Source organism: Veillonella sp. S13053-19 (assembly GCF_002959835.1).
Classification (GTDB): Bacteria; Bacillota; Negativicutes; order Veillonellales; family Veillonellaceae; genus Veillonella; species Veillonella rogosae.
In genome coordinates this window covers 1-24,781 of record NZ_PPDA01000008.1, presented here as the reverse complement: position 1 = coordinate 24,781, position 24,781 = coordinate 1, and the positions used below count along the sequence as shown (strand labels likewise).

The window sequence follows — 24,781 nt, the reverse complement described above, 5'->3', positions numbered from 1 at the left end:
CAATTAGAGGTAAACACAAGTAATTACTGGATTTTAATATTGTATCTTTTTATACTTTCTACGAAAAGTCTACTGCATGCGTACATATCGATATTTTTGAATGCCATACAATATATTCCGAATTGTGTACATATATACGACACTCATACCATATATAGTATACACAGTTTTTTTATTACTTGAATTGTATTTTTATGTGTTTTTACATTGTTACCACAATTTTCAACATTTTTCAAAATTTCATTTTTATCTCATTTTCAAACAGATATACATAGAAAAAAGCCTGTATAAACAGGCTTTTTACATACTATACAGTTGTATTAAAATTCACAATACTATCCACAAGCCAATTTTCATCATTTATTCATCTTCAACATGGGTTGTAGACGCTCAATGACAGTCATTGACTCCTTCCGCTCATTCTCAATAGCTGCTTTCATAAGCTCTTCTTGAGCAGAAATAGGATGCTCTCGATCATTAATTTTACGATAGGAACCATCAGCTCTCATAATATGCGCTTTCAAGGTATCTTCTAAATAAAGATCTAATATGCCCTTAACTCGTTCTTTATGACGCTTATCTTCAATGGGAATCATAAGCTCTACACGTTCGTTTAAGTTACGAGGCATCCAGTCTGCACTAGATAAGTACAGACTTTCATTACCACCATTTCGGAAATAGAATAAGCGATGATGTTCTAAAAAACGACCTACTATGGAGCGAACTGTAATATTGTCACTTACTCCAGCGATGCCAGGTCGAAGTGTACAAATGCCACGAACGATAAGATCAATGTGAACACCTGCGGTAGATGCTTCATATAGCTTAGCAATGACCTTTTTATCAAGTAAGGAGTTCATCTTAGCAATGATATAAGCTTCCTCTCCACTTTTAGCCAATTCAATTTCACGGTCAATTAATTCTATAATTTTTTCCCGTAAATTTAAGGGCGCTACGATAAACTTATTCCAAATTGGTGGATCAGAATAGCCCGAAATCAAGTTAAAGAAGCGAGATGCATCGTCACCATATTCATCATTACATGTGAATATACCACAGTCAGTGTATATACGAGCAGTTTTACCATTATAGTTACCTGTAGCAAGATGAACATAACGCCTAATGCCATCATTTTCTCTACGCACCACCATGGTGATTTTAGAGTGCGTTTTAAGACCTTTTAACCCATAAATTACATGACAGCCCGCCTTTTCAAGGCGACGGGCCATTTGGATGTTGTTTTCTTCATCAAAACGAGCCTTAACCTCCATAAGTACGGTTACTTGCTTCCCATTATCTGCGGCCTTAATCAAGGATGCAATAATCGGAGAATCACCGCTTACGCGATACAAGGTTTGTTTAATAGCTAGTACATCTGGATCTATGGCCGCTTGGGCAACAAACTGTTCAACCACTGTAAACGATTCAAAAGGATGATGAACAAAAAGATCTTGTTTACCAATAACGGAGAATAAACTTTCACCTTCGTGGTCTACTAATTCACTAGGAATCTTAGAGTCAAAAGGCTCGTACCGAAGCTCATCTAAACCAGGATAGTTGCAGAAATCAAAGTACATACGACAATCCAAATGACCATCAATGCGATATACGTCCTTTTGTTCAAGCTCAACACTAGTAAGAACAAAATCAAGCAAATGGTCCTTTACATCGCCACAGACTTCTAATCGCACCGCATCACCACGACGGCGACGACGTAAGGATTCCTCTACCTCCGATAGTAAATCCGTCGCCTCTTCTTCATCGATTTCTAGGTCCGCATCACGAGTGATACGGAATACCATATAATCCTCAATGCCGTAACCTTGGAAGAATTGGTTTGCATAATATGTAATGACATCCTCTAAGTAAACAAATCGATGTTCTTTATTGCCTCGACTTGGGATTTCAATGATACGATCAAGTACAGATGGAATAGGCAAGATAGCAATCTTATAATCCTTTGTACCATCTGGTAGTATTTGAAAGATACGCACAATAGCATTGATGGTATGGTTTGTTAAAAATGGAAACGGATGACCAGAGTCAACGGCTAGTGGCGTTACAACAGGATAGATATGCTCCTCGAAGTAATGACGTAACCAAGATTTAGACTTTACATCTAACTGTTCAGGTTCAGTAAAGAAGAAGCCATAGTTCTCGAGTTCGGTAAGCACATTGTTTAAATACGTACTTTGCATAGAAACAAGGCGTTGTACAGACTCATCAATGGCCTTTAATTGTGCCTTTGCATCCATATGGGCAGCATCATATTTAACGATGCCATTTACTACTTGATGACGTAGACCAGCCACACGAATCATAAAGAACTCGTCTAAATTAGAGCTAGCAATAGCAATAAAGCGCAACCGTTCTAATAAAGGCGTATTAGTATCTATAGATTCTAATAGCACACGCTGATTAAACTTTAACCAAGATAGCTCACGGTTAAAATAATATTTTGCATTACTGAACATGGCGGTCACCTCCTCTTACCAGTTTAATTTCCATACCAAAGACTTCTGTAAAATATTCAGAGTCACCTGTAAATGTCCACCATTCTAAAGAGATATCTTCATTAGTCCGGCAGAATACATATAATACATTATCCCGCTCCTCTAAGATAACATCTGAAATCTTTTGATTACTGCCAGCATCAAGGGCACAAGCTACGCGAATGACAGCTACTAACTTTGTCACTTGAATCTTTTGCAATTCGGTTAGTGCATTAAAGTAAGCATCGTCATCAGATGGTGTGCCTTTGTAGTGATAATATACAACATTGGCCACTACTTGTTTTTCTTCTTCTGAAAGTCCAAAAATATCTGTGCCCATCACGATATGATAGGCATGCTCCCCATGATTCCGCAAATTTACAAATTTACCTACAGAGCAAAGGATAGCGGCTATACGACATAAATAGCCCCACCGCTCTGGTAAACCTTTGTGCCGTAAAGTTTTACAGAATAATGAACTAAATCGTTCTACCTCAGCATCGTGAATGCTATCGGTATGATATCTAGCGGCAACAGCACGAGCTAATTGAGCGTTTTGCTCACGTAGCTGGTACATAAACGGATTGTTTTCAGCCTCTACACCATAGAACCAGCTTACACCTTGGGAGAAGGAGAAGCTACTAAAAATCAAAGATTTAGGTTCTATAGCCGTAATGATTTCATTAAATAAAATCATGGTAGGCATCAGAATATTAGCCTTATACTCAGGCAATTTATAGCGGTTTATCAACTTGGTAGCCGTTACACCATCAAAGGAGTTAATGAGGCCTTTAAATCGTTCAGGTTCAATAGTAATAATATCGTCCTTATTACTTTCATCCCCCATGAGACGTGCCATATATTGAGCTTCATCACCAGATAAAATGACACTATTAATATTAAAAGTTTGAAGTTCCTCACGCAATGGGCCAATCATGCGATGCAAGTATTCGGTAATCGCCATAGGAAACGACGTAGAAGAACGTTGGTTACGGTTAAAAGATTCCATAACGCGCAAGGAACCACTATGCATATTGCGTTGGAATAATAAACTTTCACCACGCCATACTGTTAATCCCACACCACCAGATGTAATATCAAGGAATAATGTCGCCTTGGTAGGATCCGTCAAGCGATACTGAGTCGTCATCTTATAGTATAACAAGGCATATTTGTAATATACCTCTTTTGGCATGTCGATAACCTCAACACGCATACCTGTTTGGATATAGATTTGATCTAGAATACTACGGCGATTAGCAGCCTCACGAATTACGGTTGTCCCATATAGTCTAGAACGAGTTACACCGTAATCTGCCATTAATTGCTTGTAACCTTTTAAAATATGACAGATTTCTTCTATCGTTTTAAAACTTAAGCGAGACGTTTGAAATAATTCCTCTCCAAAGGTTACTTCTCGTGCCGCATGATCGATAATACGTACATCATCGATGTCCCTATATTCTACAATAGTAATGCTCATACTACTGGAGCCCACATGTAATACTGCATATCGTAATGCTTTTGGTAATGCCATTATGCCTCCTTACGAGCCTCCGTCCACTCTATTTCTAACTCTTTTTTGAATTCTTTTTTGAAAGATTTTGCTAACTTTTCAACAGCCGCTTTCGTAACGCTCACATCGCGGCCTTCTAAATAGTGTACCTTTAAGGCCACACTAGTATATTTAATAGCTACCTCTAATCGTCGAATAAATTGTTCATGACTTTCATCGAGAGCCTCAGCCAAGGCTAAGATAATAGATAATTTTTGACCTAATAAGCGTTGATCTTGATCTAATAATTTACCATATAGGAAGTTTTTATACTCTTTAGGTGTCAATCCATGGGAGTTCATAACTAAGAAAGCACTAAAAGCTTGTTCTACGTGAGAAATGCCATATAAATTACTATTTACGAGCATGTAACAACCATGACGTGCGTGGCTATAGTAATTAACCCGTTTACCAATATCATGAAGTAGGCCGGCCGTAATTAAGCATCTTCTTGCGTTGTTATCTGCTTTATGAAGTGACTCTAATTCATCAAATAAGGTTGTAGCTAAACCAGTAATATATTTGGCGTGTACTAGCTCATGTTTAGTCATGCCTAACAATACATTTTCAGCAGAATGAACTAATATATCATCGATAATAGGATTTCCACCTAAATAATGTGTTCCATAGTAGTCATAGAATAAACCTTCACGTAAACCACAACCACCAACAACGAGAGTTTTAGTATTTACGTAGTTAAATAATTCTTCCACGATGGTAAGGCCTGCGATAATGATATCTGCACGATCTGAAGACAAGCCACTTATCTTTTTACGCTCCTCTAACGATTTACCTTTTACGTCTTCGAAAATTTCGTGGAATCGATGATATGGTATTTCATAGTTATGTAGTTTTGTAATAGGATACGATAACTTTCGTTGATCCATTTTAGCTATATTACGTGCTGTACCACCAATGCCAAGGAGTGGTAATTTTACATTGCGAAGCCAAGTATGTTCTTTAATTACTTTCCTCACTGCTTTGGTCATTTTTTCAAGCTCTTTAGGGGTATACTCCTCCCCCTTTTGATACGTGCCTGTCAAGGTAAGGGCACCAATTGGCAAACTTATAACCTCTGTAATATGTCGATCTCGTACTAGGGTTACCTCCGTACTTGCCCCACCTAAGTCAAAGATGATAAAGTCTTTGAGACCAATGGTATTGATGACACCTAGAAATCCTAATCGAGCCTCTTCTTCACCTGCAATGCATTCTAACTCTAGACCTGTTCGTTCTTTTACAGTCTTTATAAATATATCGCCATTTTTAGCAAGGCGTACGGCAGCCGTAGCAACAGCTTTAATCGTATCAACTCCCATAGCTTCTGCCATATGAACAAAGGCTTTCAAAGAACGCAAGGAACGTTCCATTGCCTCATTTGTTAATTCCTGTGTGCCCCACATATTTTCACTGAGGCGCACACTATTTTTTTCTTGATATATCAGTCTATAGCTACCTGTTTTTGAAATCTCATAAATGACAAATCGAACCGAGTTAGAACCTAAATCTATAAATGCAATACGTTTCATCCTACTACCCTCATCCTACTACGTGTTCAGTATGAATATACTTTAGTATACCATAGAAAAACGCGATTCTCACCGCAAAGGGAGAATCGCGTTTTATAATTTATATTTCTATATAGTTTTCATCTCTATTCCATAGCTACGACCATGAGAACTTATCTTACATTTAGTGAATTAGAAATATTGCATACTAGTATGTTTCTACTCAATACCAAATACTCGTTTACCATTATTAAAAGTAATTTCACAGAACTCATCCACATCAAGACCTTTTAGACGTGCAATTTCCTCTGCCACAAATTGAGTTTTGCTTGGATCATTACGACGGCCTCTAAATGGAGGTGGTGTCAAATATGGTGAGTCAGTTTCAATAAGAATTCTGTCTACTGGTACTTGTTTAGCTACTTCCTTAAGATTTGTAGACTTAGGGAATACTACAGGACCAGCAAAGGAAATGTAGAAACCTAATTTAATAGCTTCCTTAGCCATTTCCCAGCTACCGGAGTAACAGTGGAAAATGCCCCAATTATCCTTACCTTCATTGCGCAAGATACTCATAATATCGCCATGCGCATCACGGTCATGAATAATAATTGGCAACTCTACTTCACGAGCTAACTCCAACTGACGAATGAATACGCGTTTTTGTGTTTCACGATCAGAGAAATCATAGTAATAATCTAAACCAATTTCACCGATAGCGCGAACCTTATCGTTATTGAGCGCTTGATCCTTATAGAACTCATAATCTTCTTCTGTAAAATCTTTTGACTCATGAGGATGTGTGCCTACAGCAGCATATAAACGATCATACTGTTTTGCTAAAGCTAGTCCTGATTCAACAGTACCTCTATCTACCCCTGGAATCATGATGTATTCTACGCCAGCATCAAAGCAGGCTTGTAACATCTCATCACGGTCATTATCAAAACGGCCGTCATTCACATGAGCATGTGTATCAAAGAGTTTCATTATTTAACCACACTTCCTGCTGGTAAAGATTCGATATTTGTTACCTCTAAATGTTCTTCCCAGTCAGATGCGGACAAAATCATGCCATAAGACTCGATGCCCATCATCTTCTTAGGAGCCAAGTTAGACAAGTAAATTACCTTTTTACCAACCATAGCTTCAGGCTCGTAATATTGAGAAATACCACTTAATACTATGCGTTCTTCAATGCCGATATCCAATACAAATTTCAATAACTTTTTGGATTTAGGCACTTTTTCACAACTAACCACTTTTGCTACTCGAAGATCGAGTTTCTCGAAGTCATCGTACGTAATATTTTCTTTTAATGGTGGAATATTAGATGTATCTACAGCCTCTTCAGCTTCTGCTGGAGTCGCTTCTACCATTTCAGGAATTTCAAAACGTGGATAAATAGGTTCACCTTTCACAACTTTTGTACCTGTTGGCAATGCACCCCAAGTTTTAGCATCTTCTAATGTAGCCTCACCAAAACCTGCAAGACCTAATTGATTCCAGATTTTTGGCGCACCTACAGGGATAACAGGGCTCACTAAGATAGCAATGATGCGCAATGCCTCTGCTAAGTGATACATAGCAGATTGAAGACGAGCTTTATCGTTAGCATCTTCAGATTTAGCCAATACCCAAGGCATAGTTTCATCGATGTATTTATTCATGCGACCGATGAGAGCCCATACAGCTTTAATTCCCTTGTTAAGTTCCATGTTTTCCATAGCCGCTTCAAAATCTTTCACAGTTTGAACTGCTAATGCAGATACGTCGCGATCTAAATCGTCCATATCATCGCATTTAGTAATTACACCACCATGGTATTTTTCAATCATAGCAATAGTGCGGTTCAATAAGTTACCTAAATCATTAGATAAGTCTGCGTTGATCTTTGTAACGAAATTAGGCAATGTGAAGTTACCATCATTGCCAAGCGTGATTTCACTTAATAAGTAATAACGTAAAGAATCTGCACCGTAGGTATCAATCAATGGGATTGGGTCAATAACATTGCCTAAAGATTTACTCATCTTTGTACCATCAACGATCATCCAGCCGTGACCAAATACCTTTTTAGGTAATGGCAACTCAAGGCTCATAAGCATCATAGGCCAAATAATAGTATGGAAGCGAACGATTTCCTTACCTACTAAATGAAGATCTGCAGGCCAATATTTTTTGTATAATTCGCCATCCCCATCAAATGGAGCAAGGGCACTAATATAGTTTACCAATGCATCGAACCAAACATACACAACATGTTTAGGGTCGAATGGCACTTTGATACCCCAGTCAAAGGATGTACGAGATACAGCCAAATCTTCTAAACCTTGTTTTACGAATTGAATCATCTCGTTACGACGGGATTCAGGTTGGATAAAATCAGGATTTTCTTCGATAAATTTCAACCATTGATCTGTATATTTAGCGAGTTTAAAGAAATAGCTCTCTTCTTTTACTTTTTCTACAGGGCGGCCACAATCTGGGCATGTGTGGTTTTCACCAAGTTTTTGCTCAGTCCAGAATGTTTCGCATGGTGTACAGTACCAACCTTCATATTCAGCCTTGTAAATATCGCCTTTTTCATAAGCTTTTGTAAAGAGCTCTTGCACTACCTTTTCATGGCGTTCATCAGTAGTACGAATGAAGTCATCGTTAGAGATATGCATCTTCTCCCACAATGCTTTAAAGCCATTTACGATATTCGTAGTGTATTCAAGAGGTGTAATACCTTGCGCTTCTGCAGCACGTTGAATTTTTTGACCATGTTCATCAGAACCAGTCAAGAAACGTACATCATAACCTGCTAAGCGTTTGAAACGAGCAATCGTATCGGCTACAGATGTACAGTACGTATGTCCAATGTGCAACTTAGCACTTGGATAATAAATAGGTGTCGTAATATAATACGTTTTTTTTGTGTCTCCCATGATGAGTCTCCTTCTAACCTTCGAATGGGAAGGTTTAACGTTCTACAATATTATATACATCCCGGCGGGAAACGTTAAATCGCTTTGCCACCTGGCGAATTGCTTCTTTTTTAGGCACCCCTGTTTCTACAAGGGCTTGTACAGCATCTACATAAGATACTGGTTCATCTGACACTTCACTAATGTCAGATTTCACTGTATCAGCTCCACCTACGATGAGGACGAATTCCCCTTTATAGGTGAGCTGTTCTAAATCATTTACAAGACGTTCCAAATCGGTGCGCACAAAGGTTTCAAACTTCTTGGTCAACTCCCTTGCCACCGTAATAGAACGATTGCCAAAGGCTTCATACATATCTTGTAAGACCTCTTGCAATCGATGGGGGGCTTCGTAAAACATCAATGTTCCCGTCGCCTGTGAAAGTCGTTGTAATTCTTCAATCCGATGTTTACCCCGTTTAGGTAAAAATCCTGCAAAGGTAAAGGATTTCGTATCTAATCCGGATGCAATTAGCGCTGTTAACGCCGCATTTGCACCGGGTAATGGCACTACCGTTATGCCTTCTTTAATCGCTTTTGTTACTAGGTCAGCCCCTGGATCAGATATAGCTGGCATACCCGCATCACTAACACAAGCAATAGACTGTCCCTCTAATAAAAGCTCAATAATATAAGAACCCTTTTCTTCCTTGTTATGTTCATGATAAGAAATCAAAGGTTTCTTAATATCAAAGTGTTTTAATAATATACCCGTATGGCGCGTATCCTCTGCGGCGATAGCATCGACTTCACCTAGGATGCGAACTGCACGATACGTCATATCTTCTAAATTACCTATCGGTGTAGGCACCAAGTATAAGGTGCCCCATTCGTTATCGTTCATACCAAGAGGACACCTCCTTCGTGTACACATTAGGATTCTCGTAAACGATAAGTGGCGACTCTAGCACAAGTCCAGCCTGACCTTGATAGATAGCTTCGATTAGCACAAGTTTCGCTGGTTTATCTATCATACCGTGAATAAATCGAATTCGCTTAGCTTGAAAGTTAGCTACTTCTAATTCATGTAGCACATATTGTAAGCGACTAGCACTATAAATCATCCACAAGCGCCCTTTACACTTAATAAAGGACTGTACAGCTTTCAAAACCTCCTCCAATGTTGTATGTCCATCATGAAGTGCCAAAGTCCGCTCTTCAGAGATAGGCTTTGCACCACTTTCAGAATCATAAAAAGGGGGATTTACAATAACGCCATCAAAGGGCTTATCTTGTACATCTCGGTAAGACATATGGCGATAATCGCCGCACAACATCTTTACCACATCTTGTTTACTATTGTGCTCAACACTGCGCTGAGCTAACTCAATAAGAGTTTCGTTGATATCTATGCCCGTTATATGCCTCGCCCCTAAAGACGTCCCTATGAGCGGCATAACACCTGTTCCCGTTCCAAAATCAACATAAGTATGACGACTATTAAAACGGCAAAAGTGAATGAGTGCTATAGCATCAAAGGAAAAGCGAAACATATCAGAACGTTGATAAATCTGTAAGCCATCTATAATTAAATCATCAAGTCGTTCTTGATCATTCATCAGGCAATGCCACCTCGGACCATTTCAAATCAATAGTACGGCCAGCTTCTAGCTGTACCTTCACTGTATGTTTATGGTGATTTACCTTTAAGACCTTACCAATACCTTCATCAGTTACAACCTCTTTACCAATCCCTGGAGGTGCAACCTCTTGAGGAGCTTGAGGGCGTTCCTTCTTCACATATAGGTCGCCACCTTTTTTATATAAGTCGTCTTCGTAGTTAAGACAGCACATTAAACGACCACATACACCTGAAATTTTTGTAGGATTCAGACTCAAATTTTGGTCCTTAGCCATTCGAATCGATACAGGTGTGAAGTCACCTAAGAAGTTAGAGCAACATAAAGGTCGACCACAAGCGCCAATACCATTTAAAACCTTAGCCTCATCACGGACGCCTACTTGACGCAACTCGATGCGAGTTCTAAATACTGTTGCTAAATCCTTAACTAGCTCACGGAAGTCGATACGACCCTCCGCAGTAAAGAAGAATATAATTTTATTCATATCGAATGTGTATTCCACATTGATGAGCTTCATCGGTAACTTACGTTTTCCAATTTTTTCGAGACAAATTTCATAGGCTTTTTCTTCGCGCTCTTTATTTTTCTCGATTTGTTTCAAATCCTTTGGAGTTGCCTTTCTAATAACAGGCTTAACAGGGGCTACAACAGCATCTTCAAAGACCTCTTTTGGTCCAATCACAACCGTACCGTATTCAACGCCACGTGCCGTTTCAACGATAACCCCATCTCCAACAGATAATTCTAATTGTTCAGGCAGAAAATAATAAATCTTACCTGCCTTTTTAAAGCGTACGCCAACTATGGTTAGCATTTAATCCTCCTCCCGAGCATCATGAAGGGCGATACTGAGACCGTCCACCACGAGAGCGGTTTTTATGTGTAAGCGCAAAGCCCGTTCTGCTTGCAATGTTTCGGTGATAACCTCTGACAGTGCTTGCATAGACCAGCGCGGTAATAATCGTAATAATTGAGTTTTGTACATTGGTACTTGTAATTGTGCGTCTTGGGCCCCCATTTTAAGAGCCATCATATCTCTACTCACAAGACGTAGCCAGTGCATTAACTCGGTTAGACTTTCACGAGGTAAGCTTTCACAAGCTAGTGAAATCATAGAAAACCATCTCGTTTCTAAGGCGAGGATATCCATCACTTTAACTGCTAACTCTAGCATTTCAATGCGACCTTGAGTAGCCAGTTTCTCCACTAACTGTGGATTACCATGACCTGCTAACAAAGCCTGCTCCATATCACCAGTGATTCCACGAGCTACAAGAGCCTTCCGAATCGTATCTACATCAACACTATTAAAGCCAACGCCCATACATCTAGAAATGATAGTTGGTAACACAGTGTTAATCTTGTTCGTAATTATGATGAAATACACCTGTTCAGGCGGCTCTTCAATGGTTTTAAGCATGGCATTTGCCATAACTGCATTGGCCGTGTGAAAGTCCTCCACAATGACAACGCGGTTACCATTACCTGCTACTGACAGATGATCTTGCAATAATGAATACCACTGATCCACCTTTAAGGTCGTCTTCATAGGACGAATCCAAAAGGCATCGCCCTTATCCATATAGATAGGCAAACCTTCTGCTTCGATGCGTTTTTCCGTCTCACCATTGGCAAGACGTGCTTCTTTAACAGCCTCTAAATAAGCGGTCCCCTTAGGTTGAGAAAATACTTGGCGCCCCAATAATAGAGACGCAAGACCTATGGCCATATCTAGCTTGCCAAGACCGGCTTCACCATAAAACAAAAGGCTATGTGGTAATGCATTGCGACTTACAAGTTCCGATAGGTGTGCCTTGATCGAATCTTGACCAATTATAGAATCAAAATATGTCATAGCTCCTCCTATCAATACATGCTCAATATTAATATTATATAAGAAAAAGGCGACTTTTAAAAGAGCCGCCCTATCCTAAGGCAGTAGATTTACTACTGCTTGATATACATCGTTATGAATTTCTTCAATGGTGCGCAACGTATACTGACTAAATTCATCTTTATTAGCACAAGGGATGCGGTGCCATTGGTAGCGTTCTACTAGCTCTTCATAGGCATCGTGAACAGCTACTAAGTACTGATGATTTCCTTCGTGAATATCACCTGTACTGCCTCCCGTTTTGCCAGTACGCTCCGCCATAAGGGCTTCACTGACTTTAAGAGGCATATCTAACAGACACACCGCATCAGGTGTAGGCAATCCGAACTTTTTAAATTCAAAGTCTTCAAGCCAATCCAAAAATGCAGTACGTTCCTTCTGATCATCGTATTTTACCATTTGGTGCACCATATTAGACGTCGTATAGCGATCTGCAATAATGATGCCCCCATTTTTATAGAACTCTTCCCAATCAGTTCTAAAGGATGCAAAGCGATCTATAGCATACATGGAACTTGCCACATAAGGGTTTACATCATGTACATCTTTACCAAATTCACCGGCTAAATACATTTTAATAGGCATAGCAGCGCCGCTATCATAGTTTGGGAAGCTTACAGATTTAACTGCATGTCCTTCCTTGATTAAGCGTTCTACTAATAGTTTAGTTTGCGTAGCTTTGCCACTACCATCTCCGCCTTCTAATATGATTAAAGTCCCCATAATTACTCCTGTAACACCCAGATTGTTTCTAATGTCATATCATCGGCCCCATTCGGCACATAACCTAGAGCCTTTCGATTCTCTATATATTGTAACACAGACTCACTAATCACTTCACCTACGGCTACACAAGGAATCCCTGGGGGATAATAAGCTATAGTCTCCCCAACAATACGATGTAATGCTTCACTTAACGGAACCTGCTCACGATGAGCATACATAGCATTGCGAGGTGTTACACGAACGACGGGCTCAGGTAATAGAGCTGAATCTTTACTAAGATTTTCTGCATTCTCCACCACGTTACTATTATCTACTTTAGATGTATGTAATATCGTATCACTTATAGCTTGTACTGCTTGAATGAGAGACGTTACAGACTCTTTTGTATCGCCAATAGTAATGAGTACTAACACATGGTGCGCTTGCACTAACTCTACCTCAATACGATATTCTCGCAACATCCGTTCAAACTCAATACCTGTCAGTCCAAGCGCTTTAGCATCAATTAGTACTTTTGTACAATCATAGTTTACTACTCGTTCTTGAATGTCTATATATTCCATAGTAGTAATACCTGAAATCTTATTGAGCTCATGACGCAAATATAGGCTCAATTCTACGGTTCGACTTATTAGCGCCTTACCTTCGGTGGCTAATTGATAACGCGCCATATCTAAGGAGGCAAGGAAAATATAATTGGGACTCGTACTTTGTAGCATTTGATGCATTTGTGTAATACGACGTTTATTAATTCTTTCGCCTTGGCCTAATAGCCAAGAGGTTTGCGTCAAAGAACCTACCGATTTATGCGTACTTTGTGCCACTAAGTCTGCACCTGCTGCAATGGCTTCAACAGGTAAATTTTCTGAAAATGGTAAATGAGGTCCGTGCGCTTCATCAACAAGAACAATCATCTCTCGTTTATGCGCTTCTTTTACAATCTTTACAATATCTACACCTACACCATAATAGTTTGGATACACTAAGAGAATCGCCTTAGCCTCTGGATGAGCATCCATCGTTTTAACAGCATCCTCCACTGATACACCTAAAGGGATACCCCACCGATCATCAAATTGGCAATCCATATAGACAGGCTTGGCACCAGATAACACTAAGCCACTAATAACGGAACGATGTGCTTCTCGAGGAATGATAATCGTTTCCTCAGGACCTACGGTTCCCATAATCATCGCTTCAATTAAAGCGGTTGTGCCATTAATAGAGAACCAGCAATCATCAGCTCCATATATTTCAGCTGTTAGATCTTGAGCCTCTTTTAATTCCCGTTCAGGTTCATGTAAATCATCTAGAGCATACATAACCCCTAAATCATATGGCAGTGCCGGTCCCATCCAGTCTTTTAGTAACTGAGGCGCTTCAACACCAATCTTATGACCAGGTGTATGAAAAGGCACAAAATCTTGTTCTTTATATGCTTCTAAGGCCTCTACAAAAGGCATTCTTTCTTGATTACTCATATATACCTCGTAAAAAAGGCATGAATCTCTATGAGACTCATGCCCTTATGCATGTATTTATCGATGTGGACGACGTTTAGGATTGAATTGATTCATCCCCTTATCGATACCCACTTCTAATGTACCTAATACAGCTTTCACCGTATCCTTGATACCCTTTTGTACTTTCTCTTGTGACTCTTCACTAAATGGTGCTAACACATGATCTATGACAGTCCACTGTGGTAACGGACGACCTATGCCTACGCGGAAGCGCGGGAAATTCTCTGTTCCCAAGTGAGATATTAAAGACTTAATACCATTGTGACCGCCAGAGCTACCATTTGGTCGAATTCGCAATTTGCCTACTGGTAAATCCATATCATCATAAATGCAATACACATCAGATGGATCAATCTTATAATACCGCATCAACGGCCCTACAGATTCGCCACTTACATTCATAAATGTTTGAGGCTTTACAAGCAATACCTTTTCACCATTTACGGTAATACTGCATACCTCTGCTCGTTGTTCCTCCCTCCAAGGAGTGTGAGGAACACTATCAGCGATAGCATCGACAACCATAAATCCAATATTATGTTTTGTCTTTTCATATTGCTTGCCTGGATTACCAAGGCCTACTACTAATTTCAAGAATCACCTATTATTTGTCAAACAAATTACTTACAGATACTTCATGGAAGATACGCATAATTGCTTCGCCCAACAATGGAGCAACAGACAATTGTGTAACATTTTCCAATTTACAATTTTCTGGTAATGGCATTGTATTTGTAACGATAAGCTCTTTAATGTTAGAGTTCGCAATGCGTTCGCTAGCAGGATCTGTTAATACTGCATGAGTAACAGCAGCTGTTACAGATTTAGCACCAAACTCTTCCAAAGCTTTCGCACCCTCTACAAGGGAACCAGCTGTATCTACGATATCATCAACGATAATACAGTTTTTACCTTTTACGTCGCCAATGAGGTTCATAACTTTAGCAACGCCTGGTTCAGGACGTTTTTTCTCGATAATTGCGATTGGTGCACCAATACGGTCAGCCAAGTCACGAGCACGTGTTACGCCACCAAGGTCTGGGGAAACAACGATAACATCTTCAAGATTTTTTTCGTTAATATATTTAGCCAAGATGGATGCACCATATAAATGATCTACAGGCACATCAAAGAAGCCTTGAATTTGACCCGCATGTAAGTCAACTGTTACAAGACGTGTAATACCGGATGTTTGCATCAAATTAGCTACTAATTTAGCTGTAATAGGCTCACGACCACGAGTTTTGCGATCTTGACGAGCATAGCCATAATAAGGAACCACAGCGGTAATATGGCGTGCAGAAGCACGTTTCAACGCATCAGCCATAACCATTAATTCCATTAAATTATCGTTTACAGGATAGCTAGTTGGTTGAATGATAAATACATCTTTGCCACGTACGCTTTCATCAATCATAATTTGTACTTCGCCATTGTTGAAGCGACCTACAAATGCTTCACCTAAAGGCAAACCTAAATAATCACAAATTTCTTTTGCCAATGCTGGATTTGCATTACCTGTGAAAATCTTAAGTTTTTTGCCGTCTTCAAATGCCATTTTGATACCCTTTCATTTGTTCCTATACTGGTTACTTATCCATAATCATCCATTACAGATACACACTATTGCCTTTTTATTGTATACTATTTTGCCATAATTGTGTTAAAAAATATGAAAAATTTTTATTTCTTTTTGAAAGTATCGTCTGTTACCCAATTTTCTTTCACAATTTGCTTGCTGCGGCCTACTGCTAAAGCCTTATCTGGCACGTTTTTAGTAATAGTAGAGCCTGCACCAACATAACTGTAATTACCAACAGTTACAGGAGCCACTAAATTACTATTACAACCAACAAAAGCACCATTGCCAATTGTGGTACGGTGTTTAACTTTACCATCGTAGTTTACAGTAATTGTACCACATCCGATGTTAACTCCAGCGCCTACATCGCTGTCGCCGATATAAGAAAGATGTGGGAACTTGGTACCTTCCCCAACATTGGAGTTTTTAACCTCTACGAAATTACCTACATGAACCTTGTTGCCCAGTACTGTATTAGGGCGCAAGTGAACATATGGACCTACATCTACACCATCTTTTACTTCGCAGTCATGGCCATAAGTGAAGTGGATAATCGTATCGTTACCAACTTTCACATTTGTTAAACGAGTATGTGGACCAATTTCACAACGCTCACCAATTACAGTATCGCCTTCAAGTATTGTACCAGGATGTAAGATTGTATCCGCCCCTACTGTTACCTCTGGGGCTACGTAAGTATTGGCTGGATCGATAATTGTTACACCGGCTGTCATTAATTCAACATTTTTACGATGTTTTAGAATAGCCTCAGCTTCAGCTAATTGCAAGCGAGAGTTTACTCCTAGAGACTCTTCAAAGTCTTTAGTCATATAAGCGCTTACCTTATCGCCACCATTTACGAGAATACCTACTACATCCGTGATATACAATTCACCTTGCGCATTATCATCAGATAGTTGATCTAAGCAAGGCCATAATTTTTTGCTATCAAAGGCGTACATACCAGTATTTACTTCTTGAACGGCTAATTCCTCTGGTTTACCATCTTTTTGTTCTACAATGCGAACTACGGAACCTGCTTCATTACGAATAATGCGACCATAACCAGTTGGGTCAGGCATATGTGCTGTTAAAATCGTAGCAGCTGCACCAGAGTTTTTGTGCTCCTCTAAAAGAGCTTCTAAGCTTTCCTTTGTAACGAGTGGAGTATCACCACACAATAATAAGATTGTACCATCATAATCACCAAGCACTGGTTGAGCCATTTTTACGGCATGCCCTGTACCATTTTGTTCTTCTTGGCGAACGAATTCAGCGCGATTACCTAAATAATTTTGTACCGCATCACCACCAAAACCAACGATAACAACATCACGATTAGTACCGATGGATTGAACAGTTTCAAGAACGCGCTCTACCATAGCTTTGCCACCAACTTTGTGCAATACTTTTGGCAACTTAGACTTCATGCGCGTACCCTTACCAGCAGCTAAAATAAGGCTTGCAATATTCATAGTAATCTCCTATCTGTTATCTCTTATATCTAGACCATTTACACTATTAATCTCATCATATTAGCCAGCAAACTAAAACTCAATATAGAGTTATTATAGCTAACTATAATGGATGTAATATTAATCGTTTATTCTTCATCAAATACTGGCTCTATACTTATTTTCTTTGTATTTTCATCGATGCCATAGAAAGTAAATAATGATTCATAATCATCTATTAACTTTGGATTTGGCTCTGCCGTTGCTACAAGAACACCCGTACCAACTACAATACCACTCATTTCAAGTACAAGTTCTTTAAGACCTTTTGCTGTACCTCCAGCTTTCATAAAGTCATCGATAATCAAAACCCTAGCATTCGGTGGAATAGCACGTTTAGTAAGCGTCATAGTTTGAATACGCCCAGAGGAGCCAGTTACATAGTTAATACTAATAGCAGACCCTTCTGTTACTTTACTATCACGACGAGCAATAACGAGAGGTTTATTAAACGCTCTAGCTACCATAACAGCTAAAGGAATCCCCTTCGTTTCAACCGTCAAAATATAATCTGGATTGCGGTCCATAAAGCGAGTCATTATGATTTCCCCAAGACGTGTCATTACATGCCAGTCATACAAGATATCAGACATATAAATAAACCCACCAGGGATAATACGATCTGGTTCCATTAAACGAGCTTGCACATCTCGTAGAATATCATTTGCTTGAGTACCCTTCCGATGAGGAATAAAACGTACCCCGCCTGCCACACCAGCCACTGTTTCTAATGTGCCCAGTTGAAAGTGTTCCATAGACTGTCTAACACAGGTTAAATCTTCACTAACTGTAGATTTAGCCATGCCAAAGAAATCACAAAAATAATTTAAAGGAATCAATTTTTGCGGTGAATCAACTAACAATTTTGTCATTGCCACCATTCGTTCCACGCGCCGTACTTTATCCATAGACTTTCCTTTACCATTTATCATATAACTATTGAATACACCCATTTATTAAAAATGATGAGTTATCCTCCCATATATCTATTATTTATTATACCATAATCTCCGAATATTCGAGTTTTCGATAACATTATAATTCGGTAAAAGAAAAAACTCTCTAGTACATATATCTTGAGATAAGTCGATTAAACCTATCTTAGAATAATACACTAGAGAGCTTCGATTATAAGACGTATACCTTTACAGTTTGACGACCAAACTGCAATGCTTCAGAGCGAGAATCATATGCCAAGTCAATGCGATGACCTTTAATAGCACCACCTACATCGTCAGCTACAGCATAGCCATAGCCCTCAACGTATAGCCTTGTGCCCAATGGAATCAATCTAGGATCCACAGATACAATCCCTTTTTTCAAGCGACTGCCCGTAGCCGTATAATTTCCATTGCCAGGATCTTGAGCAGAATAAGCACTAGCCTGCATAGTTAATACTCGAGAGTATTTATTCGGCACACCATCATGACTTAATGCTGTACCATGACCACCATATCGAGTCTCTATCTTTTCTAAAGCATTCATTGTTACAGGACCAACTCGCCCATCGACAGCGAGTCCCTTTGACTTTTGAAATTTTCGTACGGCCTGTTCTGTGTTATGACCATAAATGCCATCTACAGAATCATGCAAAAAACCTTGATGCTTTAACATGGTTTGCACCTTACTAACATGATGCCCCCGTTGTCCACGTTCAATAGTTTTTGCTAATACATCCGAAGATACCATAGCAGTCATACAAACAAGCGTACATGCAATAATTATTTTCTTTACCATATACACCTCACCTTACAACAAGTAGTATACTATATAGTTTTAAATAATCTATAAACCATAAATTCTCTATCAATATCAAAAATGCATATATATTAAGCTATTAATAAAGATCTCAAAGGTGTATCACATATATATCATAAGAATATAGGGTAACAATGAAAAATCTCCACTGCATACTGATAAAGTTTTCATTTAGAATTATTCTTCTAAATTTGAAATACTGTTCAGACTACAGTGGAGATGTAATACATTTATTTAATTTTAGCAGTTATGATATACACCGATATGGCATTCCTTACGATTCGCACCAACAATTCGTAAGAATACATAGCCAAGTACGGCAGAGATTAAGGAGCCTAAAATTACGCCACCTTTAGCCATCTCTTGAGCATGTCCTGGATCAAAGGCCAAAATAGATACGAAGATACTCATTGTGAAACCGATACCACATACAATAGCAGTACCATATACATGTTTCCAATTTGCTTCTGTTGGCATTGGCACAAGACCACATTTTACCATAGCAAATACGGCTCCGAAGATACCAAGTTGTTTACCAAGGATAAGACCTAATGCTACACCAAGTACTACCGGATGCGATAAGTCATTAATAGTTACATTACGTAAATCTACACCTGCATTAAAGAAGGCAAAGATTGGTACGATTAGGAAACTAACCCAGTTCGATAGTAGATGTTCCCAATGCTGCATCGGACGAACGTATTTACGCCCACATTTACCTTTTTCAGGAATTGTCATGGCTAAAATTACACCTGCCATAGTAGCATGTAGACCAGATTTTAATACACAATACCAAAGGATAAAACCTAAAATGATATATGGTAAAGGTCTTACATAGCCTTGTTTGTTACAGTAAATTAACGCACCTACAACTACCGCTGCAGCTACTAAATAGAATGTTTGTATACTTGCAGCATAGAAAATGGCGATTACAATAATAGCCATTAAATCATCAATAACAGCAAGAGCTGTTAAAAATACCTTCATAGAGTTCGGCACTCGAGAGCCTAATGCAGAGATGATACCGATAGAGAATGCAATATCTGTAGCCGTCGGTATAGCCCACCCATGAATATATTCGGGATCAAAACCTGCAATTAAGTAGTAAATAAAAGCTGGTGTAAGAACACCGAACAAAGCAGCAATACCAGGCATTACACGCTTGGCATTCGTATTAAGCTCACCTGCTACTAACTCACGCTTAACTTCGAGTCCCACAAATAGGAAGAATATGGCCATCAAAGCATCATTAACCCATTCAAGAATTGTTAAATTACCGATATGATGATTAACAATCTGGAAGTATTGTTCAGATGATGGAGAGTTCGCTAAAATTAAAGCGAGTACTGTTGCTCCTAATAATACAGACGTAGCTGCACCTGGAGAACGTAAGAATACAAATATGCGTTCCATTTGAATCCTTTCTATACTTTCAAAAAGATTACCTTATTAAATTTTACCACGCATCTTGCGTATTTGGTAAGCTAAAGTTAAAACAACTGCACCTAGTAAACCAGCTACAATAGAACCTATAAAGATACCTACCTTAGCCATTTCTTGAGTTATACCCGGTGGGAAAGCTAATGTCGCAACAAAGAGACTCATAGTAAAGCCGATACCACATAAAATGGCTGTACCATAAATCTCAGGCCATGTCGTATTAGATGGCATTTTAATCGCTTTAGATTGAACCAAAATATACACGGCAGAGAATATGCCTAATTGCTTACCTAAAATTAAACCTAATGAAACACCTATGATCACTGGATGGAATAAGTTTTCCATAGAGAAATCAGCAAAAGATACACCAGCATTTAAGAAACTAAATAGTGGAATAATAAAGAAGTTTACCCAATTTTTTAAGGCATGAGCCCATTCCTCCATTGGATATACTACTTTATCCAAAACTTTACCTTTAAATGGAATCGTCATGGCTAGTACAACACCAGCAATAGTAGCATGAACACCGGATTTCAAAACAAGATACCAAAGAACTAAACCGAGTACACAATACGGTAATGGTCGTAAATAGCCTTGTTTATTAGTATATACCAATAAACCTGTTACCGCAGCTGCAGCTATTAAATCCATAAAATTGACGCCTGCTCCATAAAAGAGAGCAATAACCACTATAGCAATTAAATCATCAATAACAGCTAAAGCAGCTAAGAAGGCTTTCATCGCTGAAGATACCATATTCCCAAGCATTGTAATAACGCCTATAGCAAATGCGATATCTGTAGCAGTTGGAATCCCCCAACCATGTCTAAACTCAGGCATATACCCAGCGGCAAAGTAATATACTATAGCTGGAGTAAAAACACCCGCAAATGCAGCTAATACAGGAAGTACTCGTTTGTGCTTAGTATCTAGCTCGCCAGAAATCATTTCCTTCTTAATCTCTATACCAACATATAGAAAAAATAACGCCATTAATGCGTCATTTACCCATTCTAATATGGTCATAGGACCAAGATGTATTTGCATAGTAGCAAAGTACTGATCAGCCATTGGTGAGTTAGCAACGAGCACACCTAAAATAGCCGCGGACAGGAGTGATATCCCACCTGCAGACTCTGATTGGAAAAATGCTTTTATATAATTCATAGTAACTACCACTTTCTCAATCATAAAATAAATACAAATTTTACTACATAAAATTATAACTAATATATATTATTTTATCATTTTAGTTCGAAATAAATCAATAAACTAATGATGAACCTCATTGATTAAGTGGATAAAATATACAATAAATTAATGATTAAATCCTCTAATTAAAGAAATAAAAAATACTACTAGAGGAATAGTTAAACAAATACCTGCTATAGTATTTGTAACTGGATTGGACCAAAGTGGCATAATAAATCCAAGTAATACTAAGGTACCACAACAGATTGGTGTACACCAAACATGTTTTATATCAGCCGATACTTTAGATTCTGTAGCACTAGCTCTGCCAAATTTCTTTTTAATAGTCATAATAATACCAGTCACAATGCCTACAATAAGAACAATATCCCAGATGGCCCATAATATTTTAAGAGCCATCGTATTATGATTATGAATATGGAGATTAATCATTGTAGTCATGCCCGTAAAATACCAGGGGATATTTTTTGTAGAATACATATCCTTAGTAGAATCAGTATATAAATTAGCATAGACTGGTTGGCCCAAGAACATAGCTGGATCATCATCATTTTCAGCACCTAAATAAAATGCATAATGATGATTATTAAATTTAGATGGATAATCTATAGATATAAGCTGACGATCTGGGTATGCTTTCATAATTCGAGAGATAGCTTCAGATGGTTGTAAAATGTCAGATTGACCAACTGAAAGTTCTTGCTTTGCAGTGTGTAGTACATCTGCATTATAGCTGTCATTAGCAATAAAAAATCCACCTATCCATACACCTGTAATGCATAATATGAATCCCCATACAGTGGCAACCATAGCAAATTCTCGGTGTAATGTACTTAATTTCATATAGTTAGACAATACAGTAGATTTGGCAAAGCTTTTACGAAATGGACCATATAAAAAAATACCAGAAATAATAGATAACCCACATACTAAAGATAAAATTGTTACAATATAAATTCCTGTTTTGCCAAGATCTAATCGAGTATGTAATTGGTGAAGCGTATGTAACACACTTCGAACCCAAGGATGCGCAGGCGTTTCATGATGTGTAGTAATGAGGGACTCTGTTTTAGGGTTATATAATACATAATCCCCTCCCATCCCCATACGCGCTGGAGGTGCTACAGTTGCGGAAGAATCAATAATACGATACCGTAAAATATGTGTAGCCCCCATAGCTGGAGAAATATTTAAAATATCCTTAGACGGATATTTTTCTTTCACTAATAGGGCACCTTCATCAGCATAATTAAAAATAGACATTTCTTGTTGGCTCATCGCCATTGATAACGAGGAATGATGTGACCCTCCTTGAGCCCATGCATTTAATTCAGTTCGAAACATGAGGACAAGACCTGTAATACAAAACATTAAGAAAAATAGCACAGAAACTATAGATAACCATTTATGAATTTTATAAATTTTTGACATACATATGCCTCCTTTCTCATTATTTTATACACCTATTCTTATATCAATACAATACAACAACCACTATGGGTATAGAGTATATAAACAAGCTCCACTTGAATGTATATATTATAGTATGATACAATATGTACATCATGCGGGCGTAGTTCATCGGTAGAATGCGAGCTTCCCAAGCTTGAGAGGAGGGTTCGATTCCCTTCGCCCGCTCCATATATAAAATTCCGTGATGTGATATACATCACGGTTATTTTTTTGTATAATGATATAATAAATATAGATTTATATTGTATATTTTTTTACAAGGAGTACTCCATGAAATTAAGCGCAAGAAACCAATTAAAAGGTACAATCGTTGAAATTCAAGAAGGTGCTGTAAACGCAATTGTAAAGATTAATGTAGGTAACGATAACATTCTTACAGCTGATATTACAGTTCAATCCGTTAAGGAATTAGGCTTAACAGTTGGCAAAGAAGTTGTGGCTGTTATCAAATCCACTAGCGTAATGGTTGGTGTAGAATAATAAAACTAGAGTCGCTTCGGCGGCTCTTTTTTGTATATAAATTAATTTTGTATTAAATTGATAGGAATAAAAATGAGCCCTGTAAGCTGTTATTAACTAGCTTATAGGGCTTTTATGTTTTATATAATTACTACAATAGAAGATATATTTACCAATTTATAGACTTACTCAACTATTTTATATACGATACCATTGGTGCTTACGCACCGCGGTATCGGGTATATAAAGCGAATTTACATAATTTTAGACTTACTCAACTGCTTTACGGTTCGGTAACATTGGCACGTTGTGCCGCGTTACCGTGTAGATTTAGTTTGCCTCCTACCACTAGCCGCGGCTTCCTATCACACTCGCCCATGGTGATGTATAATGCATTATGCCAATGTACAAAATAAACCATAGGGCTTCGTCGAACCTGATGCAATGGACGTACGCATCGCTTAGGTCTAATTACTGTACGGTGGCCCTACTTGCTTCCTCACTGTGGATTTCCCTTCTCTGCTTCGCAGTTCGGTAAATCTTACGTTCGGAAGAAAGTGATGCAGTGAATCTGTCGTCGTTTTACTCCTCCATCTTCTACTGCCCTACTTTTCCCAGCTCCGTCCTATAATTACTATCCATAGATAATACTTGTACAACCTTGGCCGGAGACGGCTCTAGTAGGATTAGCTAGTCGAAGACTAGCAAAAAGAAAAAGGCCTACCTTTAGGTAGACCTTTTTCTTTTAGTCAATCAGCGGCTTCCTATCCTCCCAGGCCGTCTCCAGCCAAGTACTTTCGGCGTTTATGAGCTTAACTACTGTGTTCGAGATGGGAACAGGTGGATCCTCATAGCCATCGCCACTGAATCTGTCAGAGTTTGTACTCTGAAAACCACATAGAAGTATATATATTTGTTGCACATGTCTGCTTAATGTTTTATTTAAGTAAAGCCCTCGATCTATTAGTACCAGTCAGCTCCAAACCTCACGGCTCTTCCACACCTGGCCTATCAACCATGTCGTCTACATGGGATCTTACTAGCTTATGCTATGAGAAACCTCATCTCAAGGCTGGTTTCACGCTTAGAT

The 24,781-nt window shown here is 38.6% G+C and carries 20 protein-coding genes, 1 tRNA gene and 2 rRNA genes; 2 read left to right on the top strand and 21 right to left on the bottom strand.

All coding sequences use genetic code 11. The features are described from left to right. Positions 1-356: 356 nt before the first annotated feature. From ppk1 to VEHSUH06_RS03490, 19 genes are all read right to left on the bottom strand, one after another. Positions 357-2,474 (bottom strand): polyphosphate kinase 1, encoded by a 2,118-nt coding sequence (gene ppk1 / locus VEHSUH06_RS03580; RefSeq protein WP_105097795.1) that lies wholly within the window; start codon positions 2,472-2,474, stop codon positions 357-359. Next, a complete protein-coding gene (locus VEHSUH06_RS03575) occupies positions 2,464-4,029 on the bottom strand; it encodes a Ppx/GppA phosphatase family protein (RefSeq protein WP_105097794.1) in 1,566 nt (521 codons plus the stop codon). The genes ppk1 and VEHSUH06_RS03575 overlap by 11 nt, the downstream gene beginning before the upstream one ends. Beyond that, positions 4,029-5,576 (bottom strand): Ppx/GppA phosphatase family protein, encoded by a 1,548-nt coding sequence (locus VEHSUH06_RS03570; protein ID WP_105097793.1) that lies wholly within the window; start codon positions 5,574-5,576, stop codon positions 4,029-4,031. Before VEHSUH06_RS03570 ends, VEHSUH06_RS03575 begins: the two co-directional genes overlap by 1 nt. A 198-nt stretch (positions 5,577-5,774) precedes the next feature. Next, positions 5,775-6,545: a TatD family hydrolase gene (locus VEHSUH06_RS03565; protein ID WP_105097792.1), complete on the bottom strand. Its 771-nt coding sequence runs from the start codon at positions 6,543-6,545 to the stop codon at positions 5,775-5,777. Next, entirely contained in the window at positions 6,545-8,488 is a 1,944-nt protein-coding gene (gene metG, locus VEHSUH06_RS03560) for a methionine--tRNA ligase (protein ID WP_105097791.1), read from the bottom strand. The genes VEHSUH06_RS03565 and metG overlap by 1 nt, the downstream gene beginning before the upstream one ends. A 34-nt stretch (positions 8,489-8,522) precedes the next feature. Further along, positions 8,523-9,371 (bottom strand): 16S rRNA (cytidine(1402)-2'-O)-methyltransferase, encoded by an 849-nt coding sequence (rsmI, locus tag VEHSUH06_RS03555; protein WP_105097790.1) that lies wholly within the window; start codon positions 9,369-9,371, stop codon positions 8,523-8,525. After that, positions 9,361-10,086 carry a tRNA1(Val) (adenine(37)-N6)-methyltransferase gene (locus VEHSUH06_RS03550; protein WP_105097789.1) on the bottom strand — a complete coding sequence of 242 codons (726 nt, stop codon included), beginning with the start codon at positions 10,084-10,086 and terminating at the stop codon, positions 9,361-9,363. Before VEHSUH06_RS03550 ends, rsmI begins: the two co-directional genes overlap by 11 nt. Next, the gene (locus VEHSUH06_RS03545) at positions 10,079-10,924 is read right to left on the bottom strand and encodes a stage 0 sporulation family protein (RefSeq protein ID WP_105097788.1); all 846 of its coding nucleotides are present in this window, start codon (positions 10,922-10,924) and stop codon (positions 10,079-10,081) included. Before VEHSUH06_RS03545 ends, VEHSUH06_RS03550 begins: the two co-directional genes overlap by 8 nt. Further along, complete coding sequence (locus VEHSUH06_RS03540; RefSeq protein ID WP_105097787.1) at positions 10,925-11,965, bottom strand: hypothetical protein; 1,041 nt, start codon at positions 11,963-11,965, stop codon at positions 10,925-10,927. A 75-nt stretch (positions 11,966-12,040) separates the two neighbouring features. After that, positions 12,041-12,727, bottom strand: a complete 687-nt coding sequence (locus tag VEHSUH06_RS03535; RefSeq protein WP_105097786.1) for a thymidylate kinase — start codon at positions 12,725-12,727, stop codon at positions 12,041-12,043. Between the two features lie 2 nt (positions 12,728-12,729). After that, on the bottom strand, positions 12,730-14,211 hold the full coding sequence (locus VEHSUH06_RS03530; protein ID WP_105097785.1) for an aminotransferase class I/II-fold pyridoxal phosphate-dependent enzyme: 1,482 nt from the start codon (positions 14,209-14,211) through the stop codon (positions 12,730-12,732). Positions 14,212-14,268: 57 nt separating this feature from the next. After that, positions 14,269-14,847 (bottom strand): aminoacyl-tRNA hydrolase, encoded by a 579-nt coding sequence (gene pth, locus VEHSUH06_RS03525; RefSeq protein WP_105097784.1) that lies wholly within the window; start codon positions 14,845-14,847, stop codon positions 14,269-14,271. A gap of 10 nt (positions 14,848-14,857) precedes the next feature. Continuing rightward, positions 14,858-15,811, bottom strand: a complete 954-nt coding sequence (locus VEHSUH06_RS03520) for a ribose-phosphate pyrophosphokinase (RefSeq protein ID WP_105097783.1) — start codon at positions 15,809-15,811, stop codon at positions 14,858-14,860. A 125-nt stretch (positions 15,812-15,936) separates the two neighbouring features. Further along, complete coding sequence (gene glmU / locus VEHSUH06_RS03515; RefSeq protein WP_105097782.1) at positions 15,937-17,310, bottom strand: bifunctional UDP-N-acetylglucosamine diphosphorylase/glucosamine-1-phosphate N-acetyltransferase GlmU; 1,374 nt, start codon at positions 17,308-17,310, stop codon at positions 15,937-15,939. Between the two features lie 128 nt (positions 17,311-17,438). After that, positions 17,439-18,257 carry a pur operon repressor gene (purR, locus tag VEHSUH06_RS03510; RefSeq protein WP_060924833.1) on the bottom strand — a complete coding sequence of 273 codons (819 nt, stop codon included), beginning with the start codon at positions 18,255-18,257 and terminating at the stop codon, positions 17,439-17,441. A gap of 220 nt (positions 18,258-18,477) precedes the next feature. Then, positions 18,478-19,086: a 3D domain-containing protein gene (locus tag VEHSUH06_RS03505; RefSeq protein WP_105097781.1), complete on the bottom strand. Its 609-nt coding sequence runs from the start codon at positions 19,084-19,086 to the stop codon at positions 18,478-18,480. A 261-nt stretch (positions 19,087-19,347) separates the two neighbouring features. Beyond that, positions 19,348-20,520 (bottom strand): Na+/H+ antiporter NhaA, encoded by a 1,173-nt coding sequence (gene nhaA, locus VEHSUH06_RS03500; RefSeq protein WP_105097780.1) that lies wholly within the window; start codon positions 20,518-20,520, stop codon positions 19,348-19,350. Positions 20,521-20,556: 36 nt separating this feature from the next. Next, positions 20,557-21,714 carry a Na+/H+ antiporter NhaA gene (nhaA, locus tag VEHSUH06_RS03495; RefSeq protein ID WP_105097779.1) on the bottom strand — a complete coding sequence of 386 codons (1,158 nt, stop codon included), beginning with the start codon at positions 21,712-21,714 and terminating at the stop codon, positions 20,557-20,559. A gap of 150 nt (positions 21,715-21,864) precedes the next feature. Next, positions 21,865-23,190 (bottom strand): PepSY domain-containing protein, encoded by a 1,326-nt coding sequence (locus tag VEHSUH06_RS03490; protein ID WP_105097778.1) that lies wholly within the window; start codon positions 23,188-23,190, stop codon positions 21,865-21,867. A 136-nt stretch (positions 23,191-23,326) separates the two neighbouring features. Here VEHSUH06_RS03490 and VEHSUH06_RS03485 point away from each other — a divergent pair. Then, positions 23,327-23,400: transfer RNA gene (locus VEHSUH06_RS03485), tRNA-Gly, on the top strand. A 102-nt stretch (positions 23,401-23,502) separates the two neighbouring features. Beyond that, positions 23,503-23,712 carry a molybdopterin-binding protein gene (locus VEHSUH06_RS03480; RefSeq protein WP_105085362.1) on the top strand — a complete coding sequence of 70 codons (210 nt, stop codon included), beginning with the start codon at positions 23,503-23,505 and terminating at the stop codon, positions 23,710-23,712. Between the two features lie 730 nt (positions 23,713-24,442). Here the strand turns inward: VEHSUH06_RS03480 and rrf are convergent. Continuing rightward, a 5S ribosomal RNA gene (rrf, locus tag VEHSUH06_RS03475) occupies positions 24,443-24,559 on the bottom strand. Positions 24,560-24,634: 75 nt separating this feature from the next. Beyond that, positions 24,635-24,781, bottom strand: a 23S ribosomal RNA gene (locus VEHSUH06_RS03470); the annotation flags it as partial.

What these genes read in the sequence shown, in the direction of transcription:
- ppk1 (WP_105097795.1), bottom strand. Translation starts at nt 2,474, where the DNA reads ATGTTCAGTAATGCAAAATATTATTTTAACCGTGAGCTATCTTGGTTA.
- metG (WP_105097791.1), bottom strand. Translation starts at nt 8,488, where the DNA reads ATGGGAGACACAAAAAAAACGTATTATATTACGACACCTATTTATTAT.
- VEHSUH06_RS03490 (WP_105097778.1), bottom strand. Translation starts at nt 23,190, where the DNA reads ATGTCAAAAATTTATAAAATTCATAAATGGTTATCTATAGTTTCTGTG.
- nhaA (WP_105097779.1), bottom strand. Translation starts at nt 21,714, where the DNA reads ATGAATTATATAAAAGCATTTTTCCAATCAGAGTCTGCAGGTGGGATA.
- VEHSUH06_RS03480 (WP_105085362.1), top strand. Translation starts at nt 23,503, where the DNA reads ATGAAATTAAGCGCAAGAAACCAATTAAAAGGTACAATCGTTGAAATT.
- glmU (WP_105097782.1), bottom strand. Translation starts at nt 17,310, where the DNA reads ATGAATATTGCAAGCCTTATTTTAGCTGCTGGTAAGGGTACGCGCATG.
- VEHSUH06_RS03520 (WP_105097783.1), bottom strand. Translation starts at nt 15,811, where the DNA reads ATGGCATTTGAAGACGGCAAAAAACTTAAGATTTTCACAGGTAATGCA.
- VEHSUH06_RS03545 (WP_105097788.1), bottom strand. Translation starts at nt 10,924, where the DNA reads ATGCTAACCATAGTTGGCGTACGCTTTAAAAAGGCAGGTAAGATTTAT.
- VEHSUH06_RS03565 (WP_105097792.1), bottom strand. Translation starts at nt 6,545, where the DNA reads ATGAAACTCTTTGATACACATGCTCATGTGAATGACGGCCGTTTTGAT.
- VEHSUH06_RS03540 (WP_105097787.1), bottom strand. Translation starts at nt 11,965, where the DNA reads ATGACATATTTTGATTCTATAATTGGTCAAGATTCGATCAAGGCACAC.
- VEHSUH06_RS03530 (WP_105097785.1), bottom strand. Translation starts at nt 14,211, where the DNA reads ATGAGTAATCAAGAAAGAATGCCTTTTGTAGAGGCCTTAGAAGCATAT.
- VEHSUH06_RS03535 (WP_105097786.1), bottom strand. Translation starts at nt 12,727, where the DNA reads ATGGGGACTTTAATCATATTAGAAGGCGGAGATGGTAGTGGCAAAGCT.
- VEHSUH06_RS03570 (WP_105097793.1), bottom strand. Translation starts at nt 5,576, where the DNA reads ATGAAACGTATTGCATTTATAGATTTAGGTTCTAACTCGGTTCGATTT.
- VEHSUH06_RS03575 (WP_105097794.1), bottom strand. Translation starts at nt 4,029, where the DNA reads ATGGCATTACCAAAAGCATTACGATATGCAGTATTACATGTGGGCTCC.
- VEHSUH06_RS03550 (WP_105097789.1), bottom strand. Translation starts at nt 10,086, where the DNA reads ATGAATGATCAAGAACGACTTGATGATTTAATTATAGATGGCTTACAG.
- purR (WP_060924833.1), bottom strand. Translation starts at nt 18,257, where the DNA reads ATGGATAAAGTACGGCGCGTGGAACGAATGGTGGCAATGACAAAATTG.
- rsmI (WP_105097790.1), bottom strand. Translation starts at nt 9,371, where the DNA reads ATGAACGATAACGAATGGGGCACCTTATACTTGGTGCCTACACCGATA.
- VEHSUH06_RS03505 (WP_105097781.1), bottom strand. Translation starts at nt 19,086, where the DNA reads ATGGTAAAGAAAATAATTATTGCATGTACGCTTGTTTGTATGACTGCT.
- nhaA (WP_105097780.1), bottom strand. Translation starts at nt 20,520, where the DNA reads ATGGAACGCATATTTGTATTCTTACGTTCTCCAGGTGCAGCTACGTCT.